Raw genomic sequence first — 24,705 nt, 5'->3', positions numbered from 1 at the left:
CGCGGTCCCGCGCTTCGTGCAGGCCGGGCTTCTGCCCGCGTTCATCTGACCTCGACACGGTTACGCCCCGCCGCCTTCGCGTGATACAACGCCCGGTCCGCGCGGCGCATGAGCGCATCCACGTCGCGCTCGCCGGGCTCGCGTGTCACCACGCCGATGCTCACGGTGAAAGGAATCGCCTTGACGCGCCAGACATGCTCGACATCCTGCCGCTCCAGACGCTGGCGCAAGGCGTCCGCGATCCGCGGCGCGGCACTCGCGTCCGCGCCCGGCAGCGCCGCGACGAACTCCTCGCCGCCCCAGCGCGCGAACAGCATGGATTCGAGCGGGATCGACTTTCCGACATTCGCGAGCACGCGCAGCACTTCATCGCCGATATCGTGGCCGTAGTTATCGTTGATCGCCTTGAAGAAATCGATGTCGAGAATGAAGACGGACAGGATCTCGTCGGTCGCGAGCAGCTTTTCGACGAAGTCGATGAACTCGCGTCGGTTCGGCAGACCGGTGAGCGCATCGGTGACGGCCTGTTGCTTCAGCAGTTCCATGAGCCGCGCGCGCTCGGTGATGTCGCGAATGACCGCGGTGAACTCGACCACGCCGCCCACGTCGATCTTGGAGATGGCGATTTCCACCGGAATGATGGTGCCGTCGCGATGCCGCCCGAAAACGCTGTTGCTTTCGTCCATGCGCGGCGCGGTCATCGCGCGCAGGTTCGTCATCGGCGAATTCGCGAACTGCCGCACGTTGTCCGCGTGATGCGCACGCGCGCGCTCCGGCAGCAACATCTCGATGCGCCTCCCGAGCGCTTCTGCCGATGTATAGCCGAACAGATTCTCGGCGGCCCGATTGAACAGCGTGATCTCGTGCCGCTCGTCGATGCTCACGATCGCGTCGTACGCCGAGTCCACGACCGCGCGAAAGCGCGACGCGTCGAATTCGACTTCGCGCGTGAGCGGCCTCTTCGACGTATCGTCGATGCACGAAATCATGACTTCGTGCACGGCTTCGAGCGCGCCCGGCCCCCTGAGCGGTTCGAGCGCGAGACGCCACGAACGCGCGCCGTCGATGAATCGATGCGTGTGCGTCTGGCCGTCGAAGCACGCCTTCAACTTTTCGATGAGGATCGGATGCGCCTCGGCCGGCATCATGGCATCGACCGCGAGGGGAAGCGCGGGCGTGTCCGCTCGCGAGGCGTCCGTCATGCGCATGAACGCGTCGTTGCAGGTCCTGACGATCAGACCGCCGCGCGCATCGCGGCCCACGATAGCCACGCCGATCGTTGCGCCTTCCGTAATCTCCCGCGATGTGTTGGGCAACCCCGACATACTCCTATCCTGCCGCGCCGTCGTCCGGCACCGATAATCATCCACTTGCGTCGCTGACGCCACCATGCGTTTGTTATCGGCAGCGTGGGCAAAGGCTTGAGGGCGAAGCGTCCGAGCGCGATTCACCGCAGCGCAGCTTGTTGCGGCCGGCTCGAAGGCGAACGCAACGGCGAGACCCTCGTATCAGCGCATCGGCTGACGCTCCTACCCGTCGATCAACGCCGCCAATTCCTCCGGAGCGCCGGAGGGAAACGATGCTTTGAGGTGGTTCAGGAAAGCGGACACGCGCGCGCTCAGAAAGCGCCTTGAAGGGTAAAGCGCCCACAGCGCGATGTCGGACCCGTCCAACTGGCCCCACTGTGAAAGTCGACCGGCGGCGATATCGCGGCTGACGAGCGACAGCGGCAGGCACGCGATCCCAACGCCAAGCCGGACCGTGTCGCGCACCATGACGAGCGATGACAGTCTGGCGAATGGCTCGACGAATATGCGCTTTCTCCCCTCGGCGCCGGTGACATCCCAGAACGACGTTTGATCGGCCGCTCCACGGATGACTGCCGGCACGCGCGCTTTTCCCTCGGGCGGCTCCAGTCCGGGCTTCGCCACGACGACGAGCCGGTCGTGCAGGATGATCCGTCCAACCAGATTCTCGTCGGGAGCCGGGTTGACCCGTATAACCAGGTCATAACCTTCTTCGATCATGTCGACCGGGCGATCTTCCGTCGTGACTTCCAATCGAACCTCCGGCCACTTCAGCGCGAACGAGGCGACCAGTTTTCCCATGGCGATTTGCGAGAAAAGCGCGGGTGCGCTGATTCGCAAGCGGCCGCGAGGCTGCTCGCTGCTCGATGCTATCGCTGCGGCACTGGCGCTGAGCTCGGCGAGAAGCGCACCGGTGCGCTCATAGAGTGCCAGTCCTTCCTGCGTGAGCTTTACGCCTCGCGGTCCCCGTTCGAGAAGCCGGATTTGAAGGTCGCTTTCGAGTTCGCTCACCCTTCGCGAAAGCGTCGCCTTCGGACGACCCGCGGCGCGAGCCGCCTCGCCGAAGCTTCCGTAACGAGCGACGAGGTTGAAATCAGCAAGTGCAAGAAGATCCATTCGCGCTATTCCAGCGTTCCATTGGTGAGACACGTCGTCTCTTTATAGCATCTTCCGGACCAGATTTGGATCACGTACCTTTGAGCCATCCCAACCACGCTCAAGGAGCAACACCATGACTATTCTCGTTACCGGCGCCACCGGCCGTGTCGGCCGCCAGGTCGTCGACCAGCTCGTGCGTCGCAATGCCGACGTGCGCGTACTCGTGCGGGATCCGTCGAAGGCCGACTTTCCCAGCGCCGTGAGTGTCGTGCAGGGCGAAATGCTCGACATCGACTCACTTCGCCGCGCGTTCGCCGGCGTGCGCACATTGTTCTTGCTCAACGCGGTCTCGGGCGATGAATTCACGCAGGCGCTGATCGCGCTGAATATCGCCCGCGAGTCCGGCGTCGAACGCGTCGTGTATCTTTCGGTGATGCACGCAGAGCGCTTCGTCAATGTGCCGCATTTCGCCGTCAAGTCCGGTGCGGAGCATATGATCGAGGCGATGGGCTTCAGCGCCACTATCCTGCGGCCCGCGTACTTCATGGATAACGAACTGATGATCAAGGACGTGGTCATCGAGCACGGCGTCTACCCGATGCCTATCGGAACGAAGGGCGTCGCAATGGTGAACACCCGCGACATTGCGGAGGTCGCGGCCCTCGAACTGATCCGTCGGGACGAGGCGGCCGCTCACCTTCCACTGGAGGTCATCAACCTTGTCGGGCCTGACACGCTGACCGGCCCCCAACTCGCCGCCATCTGGACCGACGTGCTCGGTCGTCCCGTTGGCTACGGTGGCGACGACCCGACTGGCTTCGAGCAGAATCTGGCGAGCTTCATGCCAAAGTGGATGGCGTACGAGATGCGCCTGATGGCCGAGCGTTACGTCAGCGACGGGATGGTGCCCGAACTCGGCGATGCCGAGCGCCTTGTCGGCATTTTGGGCCGTCCCCTGCACGCCTATCGCGACTTCGCCGCCGATCTGGCAGAGGGGCAATCGCAGCGCACCATTTGATTGCCGTGAAAAGCCCGCCCGCTCAATCGAGTTGACGAATCGACCGTTCGACGCGAATGCCGTGCCGCTTCATCTTTGCGTAGAGCGCGGGCTTCGACACTTGCAGGAGCTTCGCGCAATGCGTCACATTGAGGTGGCACGCCTTCAACGCACTTTCGATGGCGAGGCGCTCCGCCTCCTTCAGCGACACCGGCTCGCCATGATGCTCGGCCGACCCATCGCGCGCCGGCGAAACCGATGCGCCGCCCAAAAACGCCGATACATCCGCGACAGGCTCGCCTTCGTTGAAGTTGACGATCTTCTCGACGAGATTCTCGATTTCGCGCACATTGCCCGGCCAGTCATGCGCTTCGAGTTGCCGCAGTGCCCGCTCCGCGATTTCGGGCCTCGGCTTGTGCATGCGCGCGCAATATCGATCGAGGAAGAACGCGGCCATCGCGCGGATGTCCTCGCGACGCTCCCGCAGCGGCGCGATCATGATCTCGATGACATTGCAGCGATAGTACAGATCCTCGCGAAACGTCTTCGCGAGCACCATCGAAGCGAGATCGCGATTGCTCGCGCAGATGATGCGCACGTCGACGGGAATGCCGCGCGTGTCGCCGATGCGCGTGACTTCGCGCTCCTGCAGCACGCGCAAGAGTTTCGCCTGCACGTCGATGGGCAACTCCGAGATTTCGTCGAGGAACACCGTGCCGCCGTCCGCCGATTCGAACTTGCCCGGACGGCCTTCGCGCGCCGCCCCGGTAAAGCTGCCGGGCGCGTGGCCGAAGAGCTCGCTTTCGATCAGCGCATGGGGCAGCGCCGCGCAATTGATCGCGATGAACGGCAGCGCGGCGCGCGCGCTCGCATTGTGGATCGCCTGCGCGAACACTTCCTTGCCGACGCCGCTTTCGCCGGACAACAACACGTTCGACGCGCCGCGCGCCGCCTTCTTCGCTGCATCGACCGCGCGCTTGAGGCCCGCGTTGGAGCCGATCACGTTGTCGAAGGTAAAGCGTGCGTGATTGCCCGCGTAGCGCCCCGCCATCTTGCGCACGCGCCGCATCTCGCGAAACGTGTTCACCACCGACACGACTTCGCCGCAACGATTCTTGATCGGGATAGCGGTATCGAGCAGGTGCAAGTGGCGCGCGGGCGAATCGATGATGAGCTCGCGATCGACGTAACCCACACCTGTCCGATAGATCGGCCCGACGATCGGCTCGAAATCGATCACTTCGTTCAGCGTCTTGCCGATGCTCGTCCGCGGATCGATGCCCAGAATGCGTCCCGCGACCGAATTGACGTGGCGCAACACTTGGCCCTGTCCGATGACCATCAGCCCATCGCCGATATGATCGATGATCGCGCGCTGTTCCTCGACGAGCGTGTCGTAGGCGGCCAGGTCGAACGCGCTTTGCAGCAGCACGTCGAGCGTCGCGCCGAGCAGCGTGATCCAGGGCGCGGGGGTCGCTTCATTCGTCGCTTCATTCGTCGCTTCATTCGTCGCTTCATTCGCCGCTTCATTCGCCGCCTTCCGCCAGCGCAACGCGACGAGAAAAACCCGGCGGCCATGCGCATCGACACGCAGCGCGAACGCCTGCGCGATCGATGCATCGGCGTCCTGCAGCGCCAGCGTCACGCAGCGGCCGTCCGATGAGACGGTGGCGGCTTCGGCGAGCGCGGCGAGCCCCGCCGAAGGACAGCGCGCGAGGAAGGCATCGAGCGCGGCGTCGCCAATGTGCGCGAGCGGTTCGAGCACATGGCCACTGCGATCGAGCGTGAAGATGCACGCGCCGGCCTCGCGCGCGGCCAGGCGGCGCGCATCGCGCCATCTGGGCGACGCGAGCGCGCTCTCGAGTGTGGCGATGCTGGGATCGAGCGCGACGGTGGCCATATCTACCTGCGATGCGGTGGGTCAACGGCTTCGAATGTAACAGGACAAAATCCCGCCGCCCCGCGCATCGCGGCATCGCGCGCTCAGTCCTTCTGTGCGATCGCCGTGAGCGCCCCGCTGTTCAGCCGGTACACCGTGACAGGCGCATCGATCCAGTCGCCGTTGGAATCGAACTTGACGGGGCCCAGAATGCTGTCGAACGACTGATCGCGCAGCGCCTTCACGAATACCTCCGGTTTCGCCGATCCCGCCTTGCGCATCGCATCCGCGACGACGAGCGTCGCCGCATAGAACGCGGGCGCGTAGGTATCGACATCGGCGCTGAACGCATTCCTGAACTTCGCGCGGAAGGTCTTGCCCTCGGGCAGCGTGTCGAGCGGCGCGCCGCCTTGCGCGCAGAACATGCGCTTGTCCGCGACGCCCGCCGAGAGCTTGTCGAATTCGGGCGAACAGATACCGTCGCCGCCGACGAGCGTCGCGCTCAGGCCGAGCTCGCTCATTTGCCGCGCGAGCGTCGCGGCCTGCGCGTAATAGCCGCCGTAGAACACGACCTGCGGATTGCGCGATTTGATCTGCGTGAGAATGGCCTTGAAGTCGGTCGCCTTGTCGGTGCTGTACTCGCGCGCGACGATCTGCAAGCCTTCCTTCTGCGCGGTCTTGATGAACACGTCCGCGACCCCCGTGCCGTAGGCGGTGCGGTCGTCGATGACGGCGGCGCGTTGCGCGCCCAGCACCTTCGACGCATAGACCGCCATGCGCCCGCCCATCACGTTGTCGTTGGTGGCGAGGCGGAACACGTACGGATAGCCGAGATGCGTGAGATCCGGGTTCGACGAGGCGCCCGTCATCATCACGACTTTGGCGTCGTTGTAAATGCGCGCCGCCGGAATGCTCACGCCCGAGTTGTAATGGCCGATGACCGCCGACACGCCATCGTCGACGAGCTTCTGAGCGACGTTCACGCCGACCTTCGGATCGCCCTGATCGTCCATCGAAATCAGCTCGAATTTCACCGGCTTGCCGGCGATTGCGAAGCCCTTCGCGTTCAATTCGTCGATGGCGAGCCGCACGCCCCGCTCGTCGTCCTTGCCGCTCGACGCCGCACTGCCGGTCAGCGGGCCGGCCACGCCGATCTTCACGACTTCCTGCGCATGCGCCGCGCCGCATAGCATCGCCGCGCATGCAATGAACGTGATTGCCGTCTTCATCGGTTTCATCGTGATTCTCCCGTCGCAGTGAGTGTCAGATTCTCAAGAAGGTCCCGTACCGGCGACAAGGTGTCGAACTCGAAATCCGGGCGCGGCTGCCACGCGCCGAGCGTGTCCGCGCCGCGATTGATCCATGCGACCGCCATGCCGAGCGGCTTCGCGCCGTCGATGTCGGCCCAGCTCGCGAGCGAGCAGTGCAACACGTCATGCGCCGGCAGCGCGAGGCGGTCGAGCGCCAGCCTGAAGATCGCCTCGGACGGCTTGTACGCCTGCGCCATCTCGGCCGTCGTCACATGCTCGAAGTAGCGGGTGAGCTGCGTGCGCCGCCACAGGTCGCTGTCCATGTTGGTGATCGGCATCAGCGGATAGCGCGACGCCGCCCAGTCGAGAAACGGCTCGGCGTCCTCATGCGCGGGCGACGCCTCGACGAGATGCGCGAGAAACAGGTCGGTCAGCTCGTCCAGCGCGTGGCCCTTGCGCGCGCCGGGCCAGCGCGCATCGAGCACGGCGGCGAGCGCCTCGCCCGCCACGTCGCGGTAACGCGCATACGCCTGCCCGCGATACAGCCGCACATTGCGAATATCCCAGTCGAGATAGATGTCGAACATCGCGTCGCCGGTCTCGATCGACAGACGCCGCAACACTTCCGCGATGCCGAGCGTGCCGCCGCGATCCACATCGACGAGCGTGCCGAAGTAATCGAACGTCAGGGCTTTGGGGTTCATTGCGCGCGCTCCTTTCTCGTGGCGAACTGCTTGACGCGTTCGGCGGCGTCGGGATCGGCGAAGGCGTCGATCGTCGCGTCGAACTCGAGTTCGAGACTCCGTGCGAGCGATTCGCTCAATTGCGTGGTGACGAGGCGCTTCAGCCGCGCGATGGATCCCGGCGATTGCTCCGCGATGCGCGAGGCCAGCGCGATCGACGTATCGAGCATGGCGTCGCGTGGCACGACGCGATTGACGAGTCCCATCGACATCAGCGATTGCGCGCTTTGCCGCTCGCCGAGCAGCCACAATTCCATTGCGCGTTGATGGCCGAGCGCCTGCGGCAGCAAATGCGTGACGCCGCCCGTGACGAACTGGCCCCACGCCATCTCCGGAAAGAACGCGACGAGATCGTCGGACGCCACGACCATGTCGCAATTGAGCATCCATTCGAAGCCGCCGCCGACGGCAAAGCCATGCACCGCGCCGACGACGGGCTTCGCGTTGAACATCAGATCGCGCGTGATGCGCTGAATGCGCTCGATATGCAGACGAATGCTTGCGTCAGTCGCGCTCTGCTCGCCGAACTCCTTAAGATCGTCGCCCGCGCAGAACGCGCGGCCCGCGCCCGTCAGCACGATGACGCGGCACGAGGCGTCGTCGTTCGCTTCTTGCAGCGCCTCGTGCAGATCGTCGAGCAGCGCGCCGCCGATCGCGTTCATGCGCTCCGGGCGGTCGAGCGTCACCACCCGAAGCGGTCCTTCCGTGCGTGTCCTGACGTAGCTCATGCGGGCTCCCTGTCGATCCAGCGTGTCTTGCCTTCGGTGCGCGGAAAGTGCTCGAACGGGACGATGGTCACAGCCGCGCTCGCGCCGATGCGTTCGCGCACGGCCGCCTCGATGCGCGCGGCGGCATCGTTCCAGCGTGCGACGGGCAAGCCGTTCGCGGCCTCGACCGTCATCGCGATGCGGTCGTATGGCCCCGGCCCTTTGAGCACGATGCGAAACATGCCCGACGCCCATTGCGGCAACGCCTCGACCGCGAGCCGCACCGCGCCCGGGAACACGTTGACGCCACGCACGTTGAACATGTCGTCGGTGCGGCCCGTCACGCGAAAGCGCCAGGCGCTGCGGCCATCGGGGCCGGCGTCGGTGGCCGTCACCGTGACGACGTCGCGCGTGCGATAACGCACGAGCGGCTGGCACTGCTTGCGCAGATGCGTGCAGACGAGTTCGCCCGTCGTGCCGGCTTCGATCGGCAGACGCGCGAGCGTGTGCGGATCGATGATCTCGGCGAACACCACGTCCGCCGCGTGATACAGCAGATCGGTCGTCCAGTCCGTTTGCCCGCCGAGAATGCTCAGCACTTCCGAGAGGCCGAAGTTCGCATTGCGCACCGCGAAGCCCCACTTCTCCTCCATCGCGGCGCGCAACTCCGGATTGTCGAGACCGGCCTCGCCGCCGAAAAGCCCGAGCTTCAGCCCGAGATCGCGCGGCGCGGGGCCGCCGGTCTCGCGCAGCACCTGCTCGATCAGCGCCGGATAAGACGGCGTGCACGAAATCGCGTCGATGCCGAGATTCAGGATCGAATCGATCAGAAGCCGCGTGTTGCCGACGCCGAACGGCACGACGGTCGCGCCGGCGGCTTCGAGAATCGTGTGATCGGTGAAGCCGCCCGTCCACATGCAGTAGTTGAGGCAGTGCACGACGCGATGCTCCGGGCGCAGTCCCGCCGCCCACATCGAGCGCGCGCCGACGCGGGCGATATCCGCGGCATCGCGCGCGCTGTTGGCGAGGATCAGCGGCCGTCCCGTCGTCCCCGACGTACGATGCAGCCGCGCGATGCCGCTCTCCGTGCACGCGACGTAATCGCCATACGGCGACGCGTTCTCCTGGCTTACGCGCAAGTCGTCCTTCTCGGTGAAGGGCATGTCCTGCAGCGTGTCGAGCGTGATGTCGTCGCGGCCGGCCCAGCGCTCGAGCTTCGTGCGATAGAACGCGGACATCGCGCGCAGATACGGCCAGTGAGACGCCCATAACGCATCCTGATGACGCCGCACTTCGTCGAGCGGGAGCGTCTCGAACGCTTCGTCGAAGTAGACGCCGTGCGCCGGCGAGTGAACTGCTACGTTCATGTGTGGTCCTTTGTCGTGTTGGCGTTATTCGGCGCGGCGGCGTTTGGCGGCGCGTGCTTCGATCGCGGACCGCTCGACGATCGCCCGCGCGTGGCTCGCGGTGCCGATCGGCCCGCCCGCATCGGTGGCGACGATGTCGAACCAGTACAGCGCGCCGTCGATGTCGCGGAAGGTCGCGGTCGCGGATACTTCGGCGCCGAGCGGCGTCGGCGCGAGATGGTTGAGATGCGTCGTCACGCCGACGGACAGTTGCCCGTCACCGATGGCGTCGCGCAGCACATCGGCAGAAGCGCGCTCGATCAGCGACAGGAGCGCGGGCGTGGACAGCACGTCGGGGTAGCGCTCGTCCGCGTCGCGCGCGTGGGCGGATGCGAGATCCGCGGATGTGACGGTGTGGGTGAGCGTGGCGGCTCGGCCTCGTTCGATCATGTGCGGCTCCGGGTTGTGTAGCCGCCAATAAGGCAAGGTCCGGGCCATATGGGCCGAAGCCCCGTCGGGCGGGGCTTCGGGCGATTTTGCAAGACGTTGGAACGGCGGACCGTTAAGATTCTTGACGTTTCGATTCGCTACGGACGTCTTGGCGGCTGATGCGGCAGTCGCTGCACGGTGACGAGCGTGCGCGGGTCTCGACATCCATCACGGATGAAACCGGGGCGAGTTCCGCATGAAGTCAGACCTCAGCGACAACCCGTCCGAAGGCCTCCCGCACGGCGTCGCAAAACGCGTCGGCCACAACGGGAACGGGCCGGGAGGCATTCGTCACGATATAAAAATGATCGTGCACGGCAGGCGCGAAACGCTTCACCGCCACACGTTGCCGTGCGTAGGCCGCCGTCACCGGGTCGATGAGCGCGACTCCCGCTCGATTGGCGACCAGCGCCACGATCGCTTGCGATAACTGCGCCTCGATCACGAGATTGCGTGTCACGCCCGCTTCCACGAAGACGCGGTCGATCGCGGCGCGGGCGTCGAAGCTGTGCGGAAACGAAACGAAGGGCTCGCCGCGCAGGTCGTCGGGACTCAACGATGCACGGCGCGCCAGGCGATGCCCGCGCGGCACGATACATCGCATCATCGCGTTCGGAAGCCGCTCGCTCTTCACGGCCGGATGCGGGATAGCCTCGGCGGTCAGGCCCACGTCGCACTGGCCGGACGCAACCTTGTCGACCACCGTCGTCGCACTGTGCGCGAGCAGACTCACGTCGATGCCCGGATGCTGCTCGACGAAACGCGCGATCACCGCCGGCAGCAGATCGAGCGCGACGGCGGGCGACCCTGCCACGCGCAGCGAACCGCGTCGCATCGCGCGAATCTGGTGGGCCGCCTGCGTGATCCGGTCCAGTCCGACGAACGCGCGCTCCACTTCCTCGAACAGCACGCGCGCTTCGGCCGTGGGCGCAAGCCTCCCCTGCTGCCGTTCGAACAGCACGAAGCCGACGCGGCTTTCGAGATCGGCGATAAGACGGCTCACCGCGGGCTGCGAGATATGCAGCGACTCGGCGGCGCGCGTGACGGTGTGTCGAAGCATGACCGCGCGAAACGCTTCGATCTGCCGGATTTTGAGCTCGGACATTTCCATAACATTGAATTATAGATGACCGATCATTCGGCATTTGACGGGCGTTTTTTATCCGCCGAAAGTTGCGTCTCGATACATCAATGCAGGCACAAAGCGCAATTCATGCACGTCGATCTCGCCCATAACACATGCTGCCGGTTCGATCTCGTGGTCGCGGGCGGCGGACTCGTCGGCATGGCCATCGCCTACGGGCTCGCGCGTGCGGGCCGGCGCGTTGCCGTGTGCGACGGAGCCGACTCCGCGCATCGCGCGGCGCGCGGCAATTTCGGCCTTGTCTGGGTGCAGGGCAAAGGCGGACGATGCCTGCCGTATGCGCAATGGTCGCGCGAGTCGTCGGAGCGCTGGAGCGCTTTCGCCGCGCAATTGAAGCGCGAAACGGGCATCGACGCCGGATTCGAACGGCCCGGCGGCATCGAGTTGTGCGAGACGGCCGAGCAGCTCGAAGCCGGCCGGCAGCTGCTCCAATCGATTCATGCGCAGGACGCATCGCTCGACTACGAAGTGCTCGACATCGACGCGCTCAAGGCGCGTGTGCCTTCGGCATCGGACGAACTTGCGGGCGCGCTCTATTCGCCGCACGATGGCCACGCGAGCCCGCTCTACACGCTGCGCGCCATGCAGCAGGCCTTTGCGTCGCACGGCGGCACGTATCTTCCGCATAGCGAGGTGCGCGAGATTCGCCCTCGCGCGGGCCGCTTCGAGATCGACACGACGCACGGCATGCTGCAAGCCGGACGCGTCGTGCTCGCCGCGGGTCTCGACAACAAGCGCCTCGCGCCGATGGTCGGCATGAACGCGCCGATCACGCCTCTGCGCGGTCAGATCATGGTGACCGAGCGGCTCGCGCCGTTTCTCGACTATCCGACGCTGGTCGTGCGGCAGACGCGCGAAGGCTCCGTGCTCCTCGGCGACTCCGCCGAGCAGGTCGGCTTCGACGACGGCCAGACACGCGCCGTCATGGCCGATATCGCCCGGCGCGCACGCACCGCGTTTCCGGCACTCGCGCATGCGCGCATCGTGCGGGCATGGGGCGCGTTGCGCATCATGACGCCGGACGGACTGCCGGTCTACGAGGAATCGGCGGCGCATCCCGGCGCGTTCCTCGCCATTTGTCATAGCGGCGTGACGCTCGCCGCCGCGCACGCGGACGTCATCGCACCGTGGATCGCGGGCGGCGCACGGCCCGCGATTCTTCATCCTTTCGTCGCCACGCGCTTTTCGAATTAGACATGCCCACGCACTTCGAATCCCTCGCCACGCTGTCGACGCCGCTGGTGTGCATCGACATCGACGGCGCGCATCGGCAGGTGCCGACGCATTACACGGTCGCGGCGGCGCTGCTGGAAAGCGGCACGCTGGCGTGCCGGAACACGCCGGTCAGCGGCGCACCGCGCGGACCGTTCTGCATGATGGGCGTGTGCTTCGACTGTCTGGTCGAAATCGACGGCGTGCCGAACGTGCAGGCGTGCATGACGCGCGTGCGCGAAGGCATGCGTGTGCGTCCGATGTCCGGCAAGGCGAGACTCGCATGACACGGCATCCGGCACAGTCGAAGTGCGATCTGCTGATCATCGGCGCCGGGCCTGCGGGCATGTCGGCGGCGATCGTCGCGCGCCGCGCGGGCCTCGAGGTGTTAGTCGCGGACGAAGGCGAAGCGCCCGGCGGACAGATCTATCGCAACGCGTCGCGGTCTCCGCTCGCGGATGCATCCGTGCTCGGCGACGACTATCTCGCGGGACGCGCGCTGATCGACGCTTTCGAGGCCAGCGGCGCGACCCATCTCGCGCGCTGCGTCGTATGGCAGATCGAGTCCGGAAACGGCCGCGCCGTCGCCATGCTCACGCGCCGCGCGCACGACGGCGAGCCCGGCGGCACGCTCGACGTTTCGGCGCGCGCGGTGCTCGTCGCGACCGGCGCGCAGGAGCGTCCGTGGCCCGTGCGCGGCTGGACCTTGCCGGGCGTGATGGGCGTCGGCGCGGCGCAGACGCTGCTGAAGTCGTCCGGATTGGCGCCCTCGCAAGACGCCGTGCTCGCCGGCTGCGGACCGCTCTTGTGGCTGTTCGCATCGCAATTGCTGAATGCGGGACGCCGTGTGCGGGCCATCATCGACACGACACCGCGCGATGCCTGGCGCGCCGCGCTGCCTCATGCGCTCCCCGCACTCGCCGGCGCCGACTATCTGCTCAAGGGTCTGCGCATGATGCGCGCGGTCAAGCGCGCGGGCATCCCGGTGCATCGCCGTGCTGGCGCTTTTTCGATCGAAGGCGAAGGACGGGCCGAACGCGTGCGTTTCGTCGATGAACAAGGCGCGTCCCGATCGATCGGCACGTCGCTCGTGCTGCTGCATCAGGGCGTGATTCCGTCGACGCAACTGTCGCGCGCGCTCGCTTGCGAGCACGAATGGGATGCGTCGTCGGCCTGCTGGCGGCCTCGCACCGATGCGCGCGGGCGCAGCAGCGTGAAGAACGTGTGGATCGCGGGCGATGGCGCGGGCATCGGCGGGGCGAAGGCCGCCGCGCACGCGGGCACGCTTGCGGCGCTCGATATCGCGCGCGAACTCGGCGCGCTCGATGCGCCAGCGCGCGATGCACGCAGCCGTCCTGCGCGGCTTGCGATGAAACGCCATCTCGCCGTGCGTCCGCTGCTCGATGCGCTCTACGCGCCGCCCGCCGCGCTGCGCCGTCCCGCCGACGACGTGATCGTGTGCCGGTGCGAGGAAGTCACCGCGGGCGAGATTCGCGCGATCGCGGCGTTGGGCTGCCAGGGACCCAACCAGATGAAGGCATTCTCACGCTGCGGCATGGGCCCGTGTCAGGGCCGATGGTGCGGCACGACGGTCGGCGAACTGATCGCGCAGGTGCAGGAGCGCGCGGTCGGCGATGTCGGTTACTACCGCATCCGCGCGCCGATCAAGCCGGTCACGGTCGATGAAATCGCCGAGTCCATCGCGCTCGACGACGACTTCGCACGCGGCGAATTTCCCAGTTGAATCCATCCACGACAGACGAAACGACACCCCACACACGGAGCCCCCAATGAAGACCACCCGCGCAAAGACGATGTTGACCGCCGCCGCGCTCGCCCTGATGGCCGTCAGCACGATGGCATCGGCCAAGGAATGGAGCACGATCCGCGTCGGCGTCGACCCGACCTATCCGCCGTTCGAATCGGTCGCGAAGGACGGTCAGGTCGTGGGCTTCGACGTCGACCTCGGCAATGCACTGTGCGCGAAACTCAAGGCGAAGTGCGTCTGGGTGCAAAGCAGCTTCGACGGCCTGATCCCCGGCCTGCAGGCGCGCAAGTTCGACGTGATCCTGTCATCGATGGCAGCGAACGCGAAGCGCCGCGATCAGATCGATTTCACGGACCGGCTGTACCGCAATCAGACACGCCTCATCGCCAAGGAGAGCGCGCATCTGCTGCCCGACGCGTCGAAGCTCGCGGGCAAGCGGGTGGCCGTCGAACAAGGCACGGTGCAGGAAACCTATGCGCGGGAAAAGTGGGCATCGTCCGGCGTCGAAGTGGTCGCGTATCCGAGCTACGACCAGGCGTATGCCGATCTGACGGCGGGCCGCGTCGATGCGGTGCTGATGGATGCCGTGCAGGGCAAGCTGGGTTTTCTGGCGACGCCCGCGGGCAAGGGTTTCGCATTCGCGGGCGATGTGGTCTATGACGCGAAGATCATGGGCGACGGCGACGCCGCCGGCGTGCGCAAATCGGATCCGGAACTGCGTGAGGCGTTGAATGGCGCCCTCGCCGAAATGCTGCGCGACGGAACCTATCGCAAGATTGAAGCCCGGTACTTCGATTTCGACATGTACGGGAAGTAATGTCCGTAGCTTGGCGCGCACGCAGGGTCGCTCGTGCGGGCGGCCTCGAACGCACGCTACCCGGCCGCGGCGGCGTCCTCGCCTAGTCGAAGCGGCGCGGCCAAAAACGTCCAGCAGTGCGCCGAAGAGGCGACTGTCCGTGGTCTTGCCGCGCCGTTGCTTGACGGCTTTTACGCCGCTTTATTTAGCGATGCCCACACGTTCGCAGTCCGCGATCGCGCCGTTGCTGCCTTGCGTGTACTGCAGCGTGTAGCCGTTCTTGAGACCGCGATTGGACGCCAGCACGATCTGGCCGAGCGTGGTCGTCGTGGCCGCGCGCGTCGAACGTTGCTCGATGATCAGATCGGCGAGTTCGGGGTTCGCGCGCGCCGCGTCCGCATCGATGATGCGTCGCGCGTTCGACACGCTGCCGCGATACCAGCCGTAGAACGGGCGATACGCCGGACCCGCGTAATGGCTGTCGATGATCATGTACGGATCGAGACGCTTCAGCGCGGCCTCGACGTCGTCGTCGTTGAGGATGTACGCGAGATCGCCGCCCAGACGCGAACCCGGCTCGCCGATGTGCGCCGGATCGTAGCGCCAGCCGTCCGGCCCGTTGCGCAACTGCGACCACGTCTTGCCCGTCCACGTGACGACGTGCGACAACGCGATCGTCGACGTCGCCGTTTCGGGCACCGTCACGCCGTTGACCTTCTTCGGCGCCTGCGTGATATAGAGCAGATCGCCCGGCAACAGCAGCTTCGACGTCGCATCGAAATTGCCGTGGTTGATGTCGAGCAACACGCCCATTTGCTTGACGCCCGCCCATTTCGGTGTCGTCGTGGCGCCCGCGGGCGTCATGCACGCCTGCGTCGTGATGCCGGTTTCGACTTCGCGATTGTCCGTGGTCAAGCCCGCGAAGTTGTAGACCCACGCGGTGAAGTCGGAGCAGTCGACGCCGTGCCACTGAATCTGCGCCGGCTCGAGCGCGGCCGCGTTCGTTTCGCCCTTGCGCTGCACGACCTGCGAGCCGTCGACGCCGCTGCGCTGCGCCGTGCACGTCATGCCGTACTTCTGCGCCGGATCGGTCTTTCCGCCCGACGTGCTGCCCTTGGACGAGTTGCGATATTTCGGATCGGCTTCCGACGAATCGTCGAACGGCAGCCAGCCCGGAATATGGTGGTGGCAATAGTTGATGTTCTGATCGACCCAGTAATTCTCGACCGCGATCACCAGTTCACGCTGGAACGTGCCGCTATCCGCGCACCCGGCGGGCGCCTGGATCGCGCCGTACTGGCCGGCGAGCGGCCCCCAGCTGCTCGGCGTCTTGAGCGTCGACCAGTTGGTCTTCGTCAGCTTGCCGGTGAGCTTCGCCTGCACGTCGTTTCGGCGGCCATCGAAGAGCGCGAGGTTATCGGTCAGAAGCGCGACGCGGTCGCCGCACGTGCTCGCGCTGCCCTTCGCGGTCTGCACCGCGCCTGGCATCACCGGCTCGATCTGTGCGACCGACGTGATGCCCGAGCGGTTGCGCGGATTCGACATGTACGTCGCCGCGCCCGCCGTGATCGAGCAGTTGCCGCCGCCCGGCGCGCTCACCGTGCCGTCTTCCGCGATGTTGCCCGCGCCCGCGTGACACGACGTCAGCGTGTCGCCGTTGGCCGCCTGCGCGACGATGTCCTGCGTGCTGGCCCCGATGCTGCTGCCGTCGGCCGTGCGGCTTTCGGACTCCGCGCCGAGGGCGAGCGCCATCTTCGCGCCGTCCGTGACCGTCGACGCCGTGCCGGCCGCGACGAGTGCCGGCATGGTTTGCTGCACGTCGATATCGCCGGCGAACGCGTTCACGCGCGACATAGCCGCCGCGATATTGCCCGCGATAAGACCGCCCGCGGCGCGCGCATCGGCGACGATCGCGTTCGAATACGCGGAGACGACCATCTGCGAAGGCGCGCTCAAATAGACCGCGTCGAGTCCGCCGGTGAGCGTCGTCGCCGTGCCGTTCGCTTCTTCCTCGAAGCTGCCGCCCTTCACGCGCACGAGCAGCGGATAGCGCAGCGTGCCCGTCAGCTTGAACGTGCCGTCGCTGCCGGTCGTGGCGACGGCGGAAGCCTTGTCGGCGACGGTGCCGTCGGCCGCGATCTCATGCACGGTCACCGATGCGTTCGCGACCGGGCCCATGTATACGCCGCCCGACGTCGACGGAGTCGATCCGCCGCACGCGGACAGACACAGGGAAAACGCCGCGCTCGCCGCGGCGGTGAAAAGAATGGGCTTCACGATGACCTTACCGATAAGGATGCGGGCGCGGCGATGAACCGCGCTTGATGTGTCCGATGCGGCTTTCGGGAAGCCGACCATCGACGTCATCAGCGTAAGGCAAGCGTCAGCACCGCGATCCGGCGATCAGACTCGATAACGGCCGGTTGTTCAGCGGATTCGAAAGGCTAAAGAAGAGCGGATCGTGGCCGCGCGGCGCATCCGTGACGTCACGCTCGACCGCCGTGCCATGACAGGGTCTCGCCGATTGCTCTCGGCCACTAGCGGTCGTTTATCGCCACGCTGAGGTTCAGACCGGATCAGGGTCGCCGTTTGCTTCGCCCATCAGCGGATTTACCAGCGGGCTTGCGCGACCCCGCCGCTGGCTTGCCGGCGGATTTGCCGCGTGGCTTCTGCACGCCGAAAGGATTGCTGCCAGGCGAGATCATGCCTTTGTCCGCGTCCGCAACGCGGGACGTCGCGGCCGGCGCGACTTTGGGCTTCTTCGGCTTTTTGGGTTTCTTGATGATCTGGCCCGTCGCGCTGGTTTGCGGCACGCGGTGTTCGGCCTCGAAACCCGGCTCTTCTTCACGCGGCAGCGTTTGCCGGATCAGCGCTTCGATCGCGGCCAGTTGCGGCGCTTCATCGGCACACACCAAGGACACCGCCACACCGCTGGCGCCCGCGCGTCCGGTACGGCCAATACGGTGCACATAGTCCTGCGCGACGATCGGCAGATCGACGTTGATCACCAGCGGCAAGTCATCGATATCCAGCCCGCGCGCGGCTACGTCGGTGGCGACCAGCATGCTCACTTCGCCCGTCTTGAAGCGCTCGAGCGCACGCAAGCGCGCGGGCTGCGGCTTGTCGCCGTGAATGGTGTCGACGGCGTATCCCGCTTCATCCAGCATCGCCGCCAGATAATCCACGCCATTGCGGGTTTTGACGAACACCAGCGCGTGTTCCCAGTTGTTCTCGGCCACGAGATGCATGAAGAGATCAGGCTTGTTTCTCTTGTCCACCGGCACGACCCACTGCCTGATCTTGCTGGCCGTCGCATTGGGCGGACTGACGCTGATATTGACCGGCCCGCGCAGAATGCCCGCCGCCATCGCGCGGATATCGTCGGTGAAGGTGGCGGAGAACAGCAGCGTCTGGCGCTCGGTCGGCAACGCCGCAAAGACAGCGTTGAGTTCGCGCGCAAAGCCGAGATCGAGCATGCGGTCGGCTTCGTCCAGCACGAGCGTCTGCACTTGATCGAACTGCACCGCGTTCTGCCGATTGAGATCCAGCAAACGGCCCGGCGTGGCGACGAGCACATCGACGCCCTTGCGCAACTTCATCATCTGCGGATTGATGCTCACACCGCCGTAGGCGGCCAGATATCGCAAGTCGAGGCCTTTGCCGTATTCGATGAAACTCTGCAGCACCTGTTCTGCCAGCTCACGCGTAGGCACCAGCACCAGAACGCGCGCCCGGTTGCTGGACACCGGCGGACCGTGCTGCACCAGCCGTTGCAACAGCGGCAGCGCAAAACCCGCCGTCTTGCCAGTGCCGGTCTGCGCCGCAGCCATGACGTCCTTGCCGCCGAGCACGGCAGGAATCGCCTTCGCCTGCACCGGCGTAGGTGTCCGATATTCGAGGTCCTGCAGATTACGTAATAACGGACCGATCAGGCCAAGCGAGGCGAAGGACATGCACGTATTCCGGGCTAAAACCGCAATTTTAGCTTTACGAAGCGCGCATCGGCGGCGCGCGCCATCGAAAGCGGCGCGAAAGCTCGGGTTCCAGATTCGCATCGATGAATCCGCCGCGCTTGCGAGATCGAGGAGACACCGCGATGACCCGCTTCATCGATTGCGATGATGGATGAAAAGGCCCGCGTTTAGAATGCGCTCTTCGCTATCGGCGCAACGGCTATTCGAACAAACGCTGTCACTGCAGCGACAAGGACAATCGAGACCATGCTCAGAAAGAAGGTAATTCCGCTCGCTTTCGCGATTCTTCTCCATGCGTTGCCCGCGAGCGCCCAGCAGACGACGAACCGCGACGAGTTTTACTGGCTCGGCGAAATCAACAAGGCTACCGCGGTCATCAATAGTCAGGAAGGGTTGCTGGACAAGGCGTTGGTGCCCGGCATCGCGGCAGGCCTCGCCAAAGTGATTCACGACGGCAATCAACCCGGCGGCAAGCGCCCTTCCACCGTCATCACATTCGAGCCGCTGCTGATTCAAGCCGCAGGAATGGATGTGACGCTGCTGCACGCCGGGCGCTCCAGCCAGGACATGCATGCCACGTATCGCGCCGCCATCTTGCGCGACGATATGCTGCGCCTCGCCGAACAGTTGAACAAGACATCCGCGACGCTCGTGACGCTGGCGCAAAAGCACGAGCGCACCATCGTGCCGAATTACACCAATGGCGTCGCCGCCCAGCCGAACAGCTACGGGCATTATCTGCTCGGTTACGCTGCCGCCCTCGATCGCGACGCGCAGCGCATCCGCGAAGCGTACGCACGCATCGATCTGTGCCCGATGGGAACCACGGTGCTGAACGGCACGAGCTGGCCGCTGGACCGCGTTCGCATGGCGCAATATCTGGGCTTCGCCGACATCGTCGACAACGCCTACGACGCGCATCAAATCGCCGCGGTCGATCATCCGGTAGAAGTCGGCTCGATCGTGACGAGCATCGCGCTTCATGCGGGCAGTTTCATCGAGGACGTCATGACGCAATATGCGCAGCCGCGTCCGTGGATTCTGCTTCAGGAAGGCGGCAACAACACCTACGTTTCCAGCGCGATGCCTCAGAAGCGCAATCCGGGCCTGCTGAATTCGACACGCGCGGATGCATCGACTGCCATCACGCTCGCGATGGGACCGGTCATTCGCGCACACAATCTGCCGCCCGGCATGCCGGACGCGAAGGAAGTCAGGGACAACAAGGAAATGGTGAACAGCGCTATCACCGTCCTGCGCAAATGGGACGACATTCTCAAGGCTTTGGTGATCGATCAGGGCCGGGCGCTGGAGGAACTGAACAGCGACTGGACCGCATCGCAGGAAGTCGCCGACGTGCTGATGCGCAAATACAAGCTGCCTTTCCGATTGGGCCACCACTTCGCGTCGGAGGTCGTGGAATACGCGCGAGCGAACGATATCAAGCCCAGCGATTTCCCCTACGATCAGGCGCAGCGCATCTACGCCGAAACGACCAAAGGCTACGGCAACGGCGTGCTGCCGATGAGCGAAGAGGAATTTCGTTCGACGCTGAATCCGGCGGCTATCGTCGATAACCGGCGTACCGTCGGCGGGCCTCAACCGGCCGAGATGGCACGCATGCTGACTGCGGCAAGAGCGAAGATCGCGCAGCAGGACGCATGGGTGGCCGAGAAGCGCAAGACGATCGATTCATCGTTGGCCGGACTCGATCGTGACTTCGACAAGCTCTTGAGCAGCCGGTGATCGTCCGGGTGTCGCAACGGGCTGCTCGACCCAGGCGAATGAACGCTCAGAGTGCCGTCAGACGGCGGTCCGGCGCATCGTCGAGATTCGCGCGGGCCGTCGCGGCTCGCGCGATTTCAAGCCGGTTGCCGCCGCGCGATTTTGCGCTGTAGAGCGCGCGATCCGCGGCAGCGAGCACTTTTTCCAGCGTGTCTTCATCGGTGCCGATGCGCGCCATGCCGATACTCACCGTCGCCTCGATCTCCACGCCGCCCGCCGTGCGCGTGACGGTCTGCGCGAAGCGGCGAACGACGGCTTCGGCCAGGTCTTTCGCGCGGGCGCTTTCGTGCCCCGGCAACAGCGCGGCAAACTCTTCGCCGCCGATGCGCGCCAGGATCACATCGCGTCCGAGCACGCTGCGCAGAATCTTCGCGAACGCCTTCAGTACGTCATCGCCGGCTTCGTGGCCGAAGCGGTCATTGATCGCCTTGAAGCGGTCGAGGTCGAGCGCGAGACACGACGCCGGCGGAAAGGCGTCGCTTTCGCGGATGACGCGTGCGCCTTCTTCGAAGAACCATCGGCGGTTGCCGAGACCCGTGAGGTAATCGGTCTGCGATTCGCGTCGCAGATCGGCGTGGGCTTCGTCGCGCGCGAGGCGCAGGAGCGTCATCGGCAGAACGACGGAATAGAGCACGCCTTCATACATCGTCGCCTGACCGGCGATCGCCAGCAACTGCGGTCCGAACGACGCCGCCAGCCACGGCAGAATCGCGGCCCTGAATGCGTAGAAGAGCGCGTGGCCGCCCGTGACGGCCACGGCGATGTTGCGCGACTGCTTCCATTTCGAATCCCGCGTGCCGAGGAGTTCGCGCGCAGTCAGACCGCACACCACGGCAATGGGAATGGCGCTGATGTACGCCCACATGACCGCTTCGCCGCGCTTGCCCGCGATGGCCCAGGCGAGCGCGAGCATCGACAGGATGCCGACGGCGAACCGGCCGTAGCGGCGTCCGTTCAGGAGCGCGACGCCTTGCAGATTGAGCAGATACCCGCCGACGATGATGAGATTCGACACCGCGGCCCCCACGACGCCGGGGAGGCCGGGCACGCCGTGCCGCATCGACGCGGCGGCGCAGCCGAGCGCGAGCGTCGCATAACCGGCCGCGAGCACGCCGAGTTCGCGCCTGCGCCGCGGATACGACCGGCGCTCCCAGAGCGTCAGCGCGCTGCTGGCGAGGAGCGTTCCTATCGCTAACAGGTAAAGGGTGATGAGGTCGACACGCATGCGCTCGTTAAGCCTTCTTCCGGCCGAAGACGATCTGACATGACTCGTTTACGGCGGCAGAATCGGAAAATTTAGGCACGCGTGCCGGATTCGGACGCGTGCCGTCAGCCTGATTTACCGCGCCCCGTCTTTTGCTGAAGTTCGTCGATGCGGCGGGACGCGTCGGCTTTCGTCAGGGTTTCGTCGAAAGGTTCCTTGGCTTCTTCGCAGAGCGTTTTGAGGTAAGACGCCTGCGCGCCGGTCATCGGCTCATCGCCTGTGGTCCAGTCGGCGGGGTCTTTTTCCGCGTTCGACGTCGGGTGCGATTTGGGGTTGTCTTGCGGATCGGCGGATTTCTGGGTCATGCTGGGATCTCCTTGCAATGCCCCTTGCTGCGCAAAGAATGTGCCCTGCCTGGGCGAAAGCCGCGACGTGTGATGCCGATATGGGCCGTACTGGATTCGAACCAGTGACCAACGGATTAAAAGTCCGCTGCTCTACCAACTGAGCTAACGGCCCGGCTCGCCCGATCTCCGCCCGCCACAGAGGCGCTTCTTGGGTGCCTGCCCTGGCCGATGGCCGGCAATCGCGTGTATGTCCGCGCGAGCGCTCCTTGATGACGGTGCGCATCCGGGTCTGCGCAGTCGGAGGGTGGCGGCAGACGGCCGCCACCCACGTTCTCCTGTCGTTGCTGCCCGCCCGCCGGCCTCAGTTCGTACGCACTTCGATTCGGCGCGGCCGGGCTTCGTCGCGGCGCGGTATCGTCAGCTTCAGCACGCCGTTCTTCAGGTTCGCATCGATTTTCGATGCGTCGAAGTCAGCCCCCAGCGAGAACGCCCGCGCGAAATGAGGCTGGCGGATCTCCGCATGCTGCAGGCGCAGTCCTGCCGGCGTGGGCACCACCGCCTCGGCCTCGATGTACAGGTTGCCGTCGTGGACCTTCACATCGAGCCGGTCCTTCGTCACGCCGGGCAGATCCGCCCACAGAGTGACGCCCTGGCTATCCTCGAAGACGTCGACGGGCGGCGCCAGCGTGATCCGGCGTGGCGACTGCTCGTCGTCGCGCCGAGCCACCGTCGTGTCGTCTTTCCTGGCAAGTTTGGTCGTGTCGTTCATGATGTCCTCCTACGTTCTGCGACGCGTTTCATTGAACCGTGATGGCGCGCGGCTTCGACGTCTCCCGCTTGCCGATGCTCACGGTCAGGCAGCCATTGGTGTACTGCGCCGTGACCTTGTCCGGGTCCGCGTGCTGCGGCAGTTCGATGACGCGCCGGAAAGCGCCGACGAACCGCTCCTGCGCATAGGTACGCGTGTCGTCGCCGGATTCCGGCTGTGCGCTCCCGCGCTCGCCGCTGATGGTCAGCAGCCCCTTGTCGATCGATACATCGAGGCTGGCCGGATCGACACCCGGCGCGAACGCGACGATCTCGATCGAGTCGTCGGTCGAACCGATGTTGACCTGCGGGAAGGCGCCCGAGCGCCCGGAACGGATGCTGGAGGGGAAACCGCCGAAGAGGCTCGCCATCTGCTGTTGCAGACGGTCGAACTCGCTGAAAAGGTCGGTCCCGAAGTAGAGATCGCTCATGGTCATTTCCTCCTCGAAACCAGCAGGAAGACGAACCGGCCTACGCGCTCCAGTTCGTCTGCCATGCTGCGGGCAAACAAATCGAAACACGCAGCGCGCCGGACTGCTGGCGCGACTGCCTGAGCGGAATTCAAGATAGGATCCCGAGCGGAAATTTCAAGGGGATTTTTGCGACTTTCCGCTCTTGAATTGGAATGCTCGCACCCTATCTTCACGACGCTTCCGACGGACCATGCGAGGACATCATGGAATTCGAATACGATTGGCTGACCCTGGGCCGGCACCGAATCCGGCTGCGCTCGACAAGGGGTTTTCCGACCGAGACGATGCGTACGGCGGTCGAGGTCATCCGGCTGGCGATCGACAGCAACATGAGCGCGCGTGCGCGGCTCGTTGAAGTCGTCTTCCAGCAGGAATCTGCTTACGAGATTGCCGTCGGCACCACGTTCGCCGACGACCGGTTATGTGCGCCGCAACTGGAGGTGGCGATCGCGACGGTCCTCGGCCTGCAGCCCACGAAGATCAATATTTCCGTGACGGTGGTCACGCAGGAAGAGGTCGATCTGCACTTCGGAGTCTACGAGAGAATGCTGGCCGAAAAGCTCGGCGTGGTGCCGCCGATCCAGTGAACCGTCGCACGCGACACCAGAGCTCCAGACCTGCGGCGAACAATGAGTGCGCGACCTTGTCCCGGCGTCCGGTAACCTCGAGCAGGGGCCGGACCTTCGATCTCGCGTCACGCCATTAGAACTCAACCGCCCTTTCCTTCCCTGAGCCGCGCGCGATGCGCGGCGACTTTCGCGCGGTTCCCGCAACTGGCCATGCTGCACCAGCGGCGAGCGTGACCGCGCGTGTGATCGGCGAATAGCAGCGTGCATGTCGGACCTTCGCACGCTTTGACGTAGGTGAAATCCTCTTCGCAGACGAGTTTCGCGAGCGCCTCGACAATCGGCATCAGCAGCGACTCGGCCGTCGGATAGCGGCGCTGCATCGCGAATGCAAGCCCGCTCGAAGCGCTCGCATCCGCGACGATCGCGCCGTGTTGTTCATCGCGCATCAGCACGGTGTTCAGCGCTTCCAGTTCGCGCAGGTCTTTAGCCGCGAGCGGCCGCCCCTTGTTCTTCTGCACGAACGATCTGAACCATTCGCGCAAGCCGCGCGCCTTCGCCGCGACCTCGTCCAGTTCGGCGGGTGCGATTTGCGAACGCATGTGCGCAAGCACGTCGGCGGGCACGAGGCTCGCCTGTTCGAGCCATGACAAAAAGCCTTCGCCGTCGGCGAGCCAGTCGACGGGTTCATCGACCGGCGTGGCAACCGAGTTGAGAAAGTCGAGGCCGGGCGCGTCAGCCACGAAGAATGCGGGAAGTGAGCGGTATTCCATTTCTTCGGTACAGCGGTGTTTCTACGATGACTTCATCGTA

The 24,705-nt window shown here is 65.2% G+C and carries 23 protein-coding genes and 1 tRNA gene; 7 read left to right on the top strand and 17 right to left on the bottom strand.

What is annotated here, in order from left to right:
- Window positions 1-41 precede the first annotated feature (41 nt).
- Both NCS03_RS30495 and NCS03_RS30490 read right to left on the bottom strand, forming a co-directional pair.
- Window positions 42-1,325 (bottom strand): sensor domain-containing diguanylate cyclase, encoded by a 1,284-nt coding sequence (locus NCS03_RS30495; protein WP_250530457.1) that lies wholly within the window; start codon window positions 1,323-1,325, stop codon window positions 42-44.
- Between the two features lie 204 nt (window positions 1,326-1,529).
- Window positions 1,530-2,423, bottom strand: coding sequence for a LysR family transcriptional regulator (locus NCS03_RS30490; RefSeq protein ID WP_250437893.1), 894 nt, complete (start codon window positions 2,421-2,423; stop codon window positions 1,530-1,532).
- Between the two features lie 115 nt (window positions 2,424-2,538).
- Here NCS03_RS30490 and NCS03_RS30485 point away from each other — a divergent pair, with 115 nt between their 5' ends.
- Window positions 2,539-3,423 carry an SDR family oxidoreductase gene (locus NCS03_RS30485; protein ID WP_250437892.1) on the top strand — a complete coding sequence of 295 codons (885 nt, stop codon included), beginning with the start codon at window positions 2,539-2,541 and terminating at the stop codon, window positions 3,421-3,423.
- A 22-nt stretch (window positions 3,424-3,445) separates the two neighbouring features.
- Here the strand turns inward: NCS03_RS30485 and NCS03_RS30480 are convergent, their stop codons facing one another.
- The 7 genes from NCS03_RS30480 to NCS03_RS30450 all read right to left on the bottom strand — a co-directional run bounded on the left by NCS03_RS30480 (window position 3,446) and on the right by NCS03_RS30450 (window position 10,927).
- Window positions 3,446-5,302, bottom strand: coding sequence for a sigma-54 interaction domain-containing protein (locus tag NCS03_RS30480; protein ID WP_250530456.1), 1,857 nt, complete (start codon window positions 5,300-5,302; stop codon window positions 3,446-3,448).
- An 83-nt stretch (window positions 5,303-5,385) separates the two neighbouring features.
- Complete coding sequence (locus tag NCS03_RS30475; protein ID WP_008345630.1) at window positions 5,386-6,519, bottom strand: branched-chain amino acid ABC transporter substrate-binding protein; 1,134 nt, start codon at window positions 6,517-6,519, stop codon at window positions 5,386-5,388.
- Window positions 6,516-7,235 (bottom strand): HAD family hydrolase, encoded by a 720-nt coding sequence (locus NCS03_RS30470; RefSeq protein WP_008345631.1) that lies wholly within the window; start codon window positions 7,233-7,235, stop codon window positions 6,516-6,518. Before NCS03_RS30470 ends, NCS03_RS30475 begins: the two co-directional genes overlap by 4 nt.
- Window positions 7,232-8,002, bottom strand: a complete 771-nt coding sequence (locus NCS03_RS30465) for an enoyl-CoA hydratase/isomerase family protein (RefSeq protein ID WP_033535650.1) — start codon at window positions 8,000-8,002, stop codon at window positions 7,232-7,234. The genes NCS03_RS30470 and NCS03_RS30465 overlap by 4 nt, the downstream gene beginning before the upstream one ends.
- Window positions 7,999-9,348 carry a phenylacetate--CoA ligase family protein gene (locus tag NCS03_RS30460; protein WP_250530455.1) on the bottom strand — a complete coding sequence of 450 codons (1,350 nt, stop codon included), beginning with the start codon at window positions 9,346-9,348 and terminating at the stop codon, window positions 7,999-8,001. The genes NCS03_RS30465 and NCS03_RS30460 overlap by 4 nt, the downstream gene beginning before the upstream one ends.
- 24 nt (window positions 9,349-9,372) lie before the next feature.
- Window positions 9,373-9,777 (bottom strand): thioesterase family protein, encoded by a 405-nt coding sequence (locus NCS03_RS30455; RefSeq protein ID WP_008345636.1) that lies wholly within the window; start codon window positions 9,775-9,777, stop codon window positions 9,373-9,375.
- Window positions 9,778-10,018: 241 nt separating this feature from the next.
- The gene (locus tag NCS03_RS30450; RefSeq protein WP_250530454.1) at window positions 10,019-10,927 is read right to left on the bottom strand and encodes a LysR substrate-binding domain-containing protein; all 909 of its coding nucleotides are present in this window, start codon (window positions 10,925-10,927) and stop codon (window positions 10,019-10,021) included.
- Window positions 10,928-11,029: 102 nt separating this feature from the next.
- Between NCS03_RS30450 and NCS03_RS30445 the strand changes: the two genes are divergently transcribed.
- The 4 genes from NCS03_RS30445 to NCS03_RS30430 are packed head-to-tail and all read left to right on the top strand — an operon-like array spanning window position 11,030 to window position 14,757.
- Window positions 11,030-12,154, top strand: coding sequence for an NAD(P)/FAD-dependent oxidoreductase (locus tag NCS03_RS30445; RefSeq protein ID WP_250530453.1), 1,125 nt, complete (start codon window positions 11,030-11,032; stop codon window positions 12,152-12,154).
- Between the two features lie 2 nt (window positions 12,155-12,156).
- Window positions 12,157-12,459, top strand: coding sequence for a (2Fe-2S)-binding protein (locus tag NCS03_RS30440; RefSeq protein ID WP_008345641.1), 303 nt, complete (start codon window positions 12,157-12,159; stop codon window positions 12,457-12,459).
- Window positions 12,456-13,916, top strand: a complete 1,461-nt coding sequence (locus tag NCS03_RS30435; RefSeq protein WP_250530452.1) for an NAD(P)/FAD-dependent oxidoreductase — start codon at window positions 12,456-12,458, stop codon at window positions 13,914-13,916. The genes NCS03_RS30440 and NCS03_RS30435 overlap by 4 nt, the downstream gene beginning before the upstream one ends.
- A 46-nt stretch (window positions 13,917-13,962) precedes the next feature.
- Window positions 13,963-14,757 (top strand): ABC transporter substrate-binding protein, encoded by a 795-nt coding sequence (locus NCS03_RS30430; protein WP_250530451.1) that lies wholly within the window; start codon window positions 13,963-13,965, stop codon window positions 14,755-14,757.
- A 180-nt stretch (window positions 14,758-14,937) separates the two neighbouring features.
- On the opposite strand, the gene NCS03_RS30425 is transcribed toward NCS03_RS30430, so the two are convergent.
- Window positions 14,938-17,034: a hypothetical protein gene (locus NCS03_RS30425; protein WP_502801558.1), complete on the bottom strand. Its 2,097-nt coding sequence runs from the start codon at window positions 17,032-17,034 to the stop codon at window positions 14,938-14,940.
- Between the two features lie 278 nt (window positions 17,035-17,312).
- Window positions 17,313-18,689 (bottom strand): DEAD/DEAH box helicase, encoded by a 1,377-nt coding sequence (locus NCS03_RS30420; RefSeq protein ID WP_175982151.1) that lies wholly within the window; start codon window positions 18,687-18,689, stop codon window positions 17,313-17,315.
- A 267-nt stretch (window positions 18,690-18,956) separates the two neighbouring features.
- Here NCS03_RS30420 and NCS03_RS30415 point away from each other — a divergent pair, with 267 nt between their 5' ends.
- A complete protein-coding gene (locus NCS03_RS30415) occupies window positions 18,957-20,456 on the top strand; it encodes an argininosuccinate lyase (protein ID WP_250530449.1) in 1,500 nt (499 codons plus the stop codon).
- A 46-nt stretch (window positions 20,457-20,502) separates the two neighbouring features.
- Here NCS03_RS30415 and NCS03_RS30410 read toward each other — a convergent pair whose 3' ends face one another.
- The 5 genes from NCS03_RS30410 to NCS03_RS30390 all read right to left on the bottom strand — a co-directional run bounded on the left by NCS03_RS30410 (window position 20,503) and on the right by NCS03_RS30390 (window position 23,284).
- Window positions 20,503-21,720, bottom strand: coding sequence for a GGDEF domain-containing protein (locus tag NCS03_RS30410; RefSeq protein ID WP_250530448.1), 1,218 nt, complete (start codon window positions 21,718-21,720; stop codon window positions 20,503-20,505).
- 104 nt (window positions 21,721-21,824) lie between these two features.
- Complete coding sequence (locus NCS03_RS30405; protein WP_008345654.1) at window positions 21,825-22,064, bottom strand: DUF3072 domain-containing protein; 240 nt, start codon at window positions 22,062-22,064, stop codon at window positions 21,825-21,827.
- A gap of 81 nt (window positions 22,065-22,145) precedes the next feature.
- Window positions 22,146-22,218 (bottom strand) — tRNA-Lys (locus NCS03_RS30400).
- Between the two features lie 189 nt (window positions 22,219-22,407).
- Entirely contained in the window at window positions 22,408-22,815 is a 408-nt protein-coding gene (locus tag NCS03_RS30395; RefSeq protein ID WP_008345656.1) for an Hsp20/alpha crystallin family protein, read from the bottom strand.
- A gap of 28 nt (window positions 22,816-22,843) precedes the next feature.
- The gene (locus NCS03_RS30390; RefSeq protein WP_250504481.1) at window positions 22,844-23,284 is read right to left on the bottom strand and encodes an Hsp20/alpha crystallin family protein; all 441 of its coding nucleotides are present in this window, start codon (window positions 23,282-23,284) and stop codon (window positions 22,844-22,846) included.
- A gap of 245 nt (window positions 23,285-23,529) precedes the next feature.
- Here NCS03_RS30390 and NCS03_RS30385 point away from each other — a divergent pair, with 245 nt between their 5' ends.
- Window positions 23,530-23,913 (top strand): hypothetical protein, encoded by a 384-nt coding sequence (locus tag NCS03_RS30385; RefSeq protein WP_033535688.1) that lies wholly within the window; start codon window positions 23,530-23,532, stop codon window positions 23,911-23,913.
- Between the two features lie 122 nt (window positions 23,914-24,035).
- Here NCS03_RS30385 and NCS03_RS30380 read toward each other — a convergent pair whose 3' ends face one another.
- Window positions 24,036-24,665, bottom strand: a complete 630-nt coding sequence (locus tag NCS03_RS30380) for a CGNR zinc finger domain-containing protein (protein ID WP_175982153.1) — start codon at window positions 24,663-24,665, stop codon at window positions 24,036-24,038.
- Window positions 24,666-24,705: the final 40 nt, after the last annotated feature.

Origin of the sequence: Caballeronia sp. ATUFL_F1_KS4A (assembly GCF_023630905.1) — a bacterium.
Taxonomy (GTDB): domain Bacteria; phylum Pseudomonadota; class Gammaproteobacteria; order Burkholderiales; family Burkholderiaceae; genus Caballeronia; species Caballeronia zhejiangensis.
Note: the sequence above shows the minus strand (reverse complement) of the source record. Positions and strands in the feature narration are given on the sequence as shown.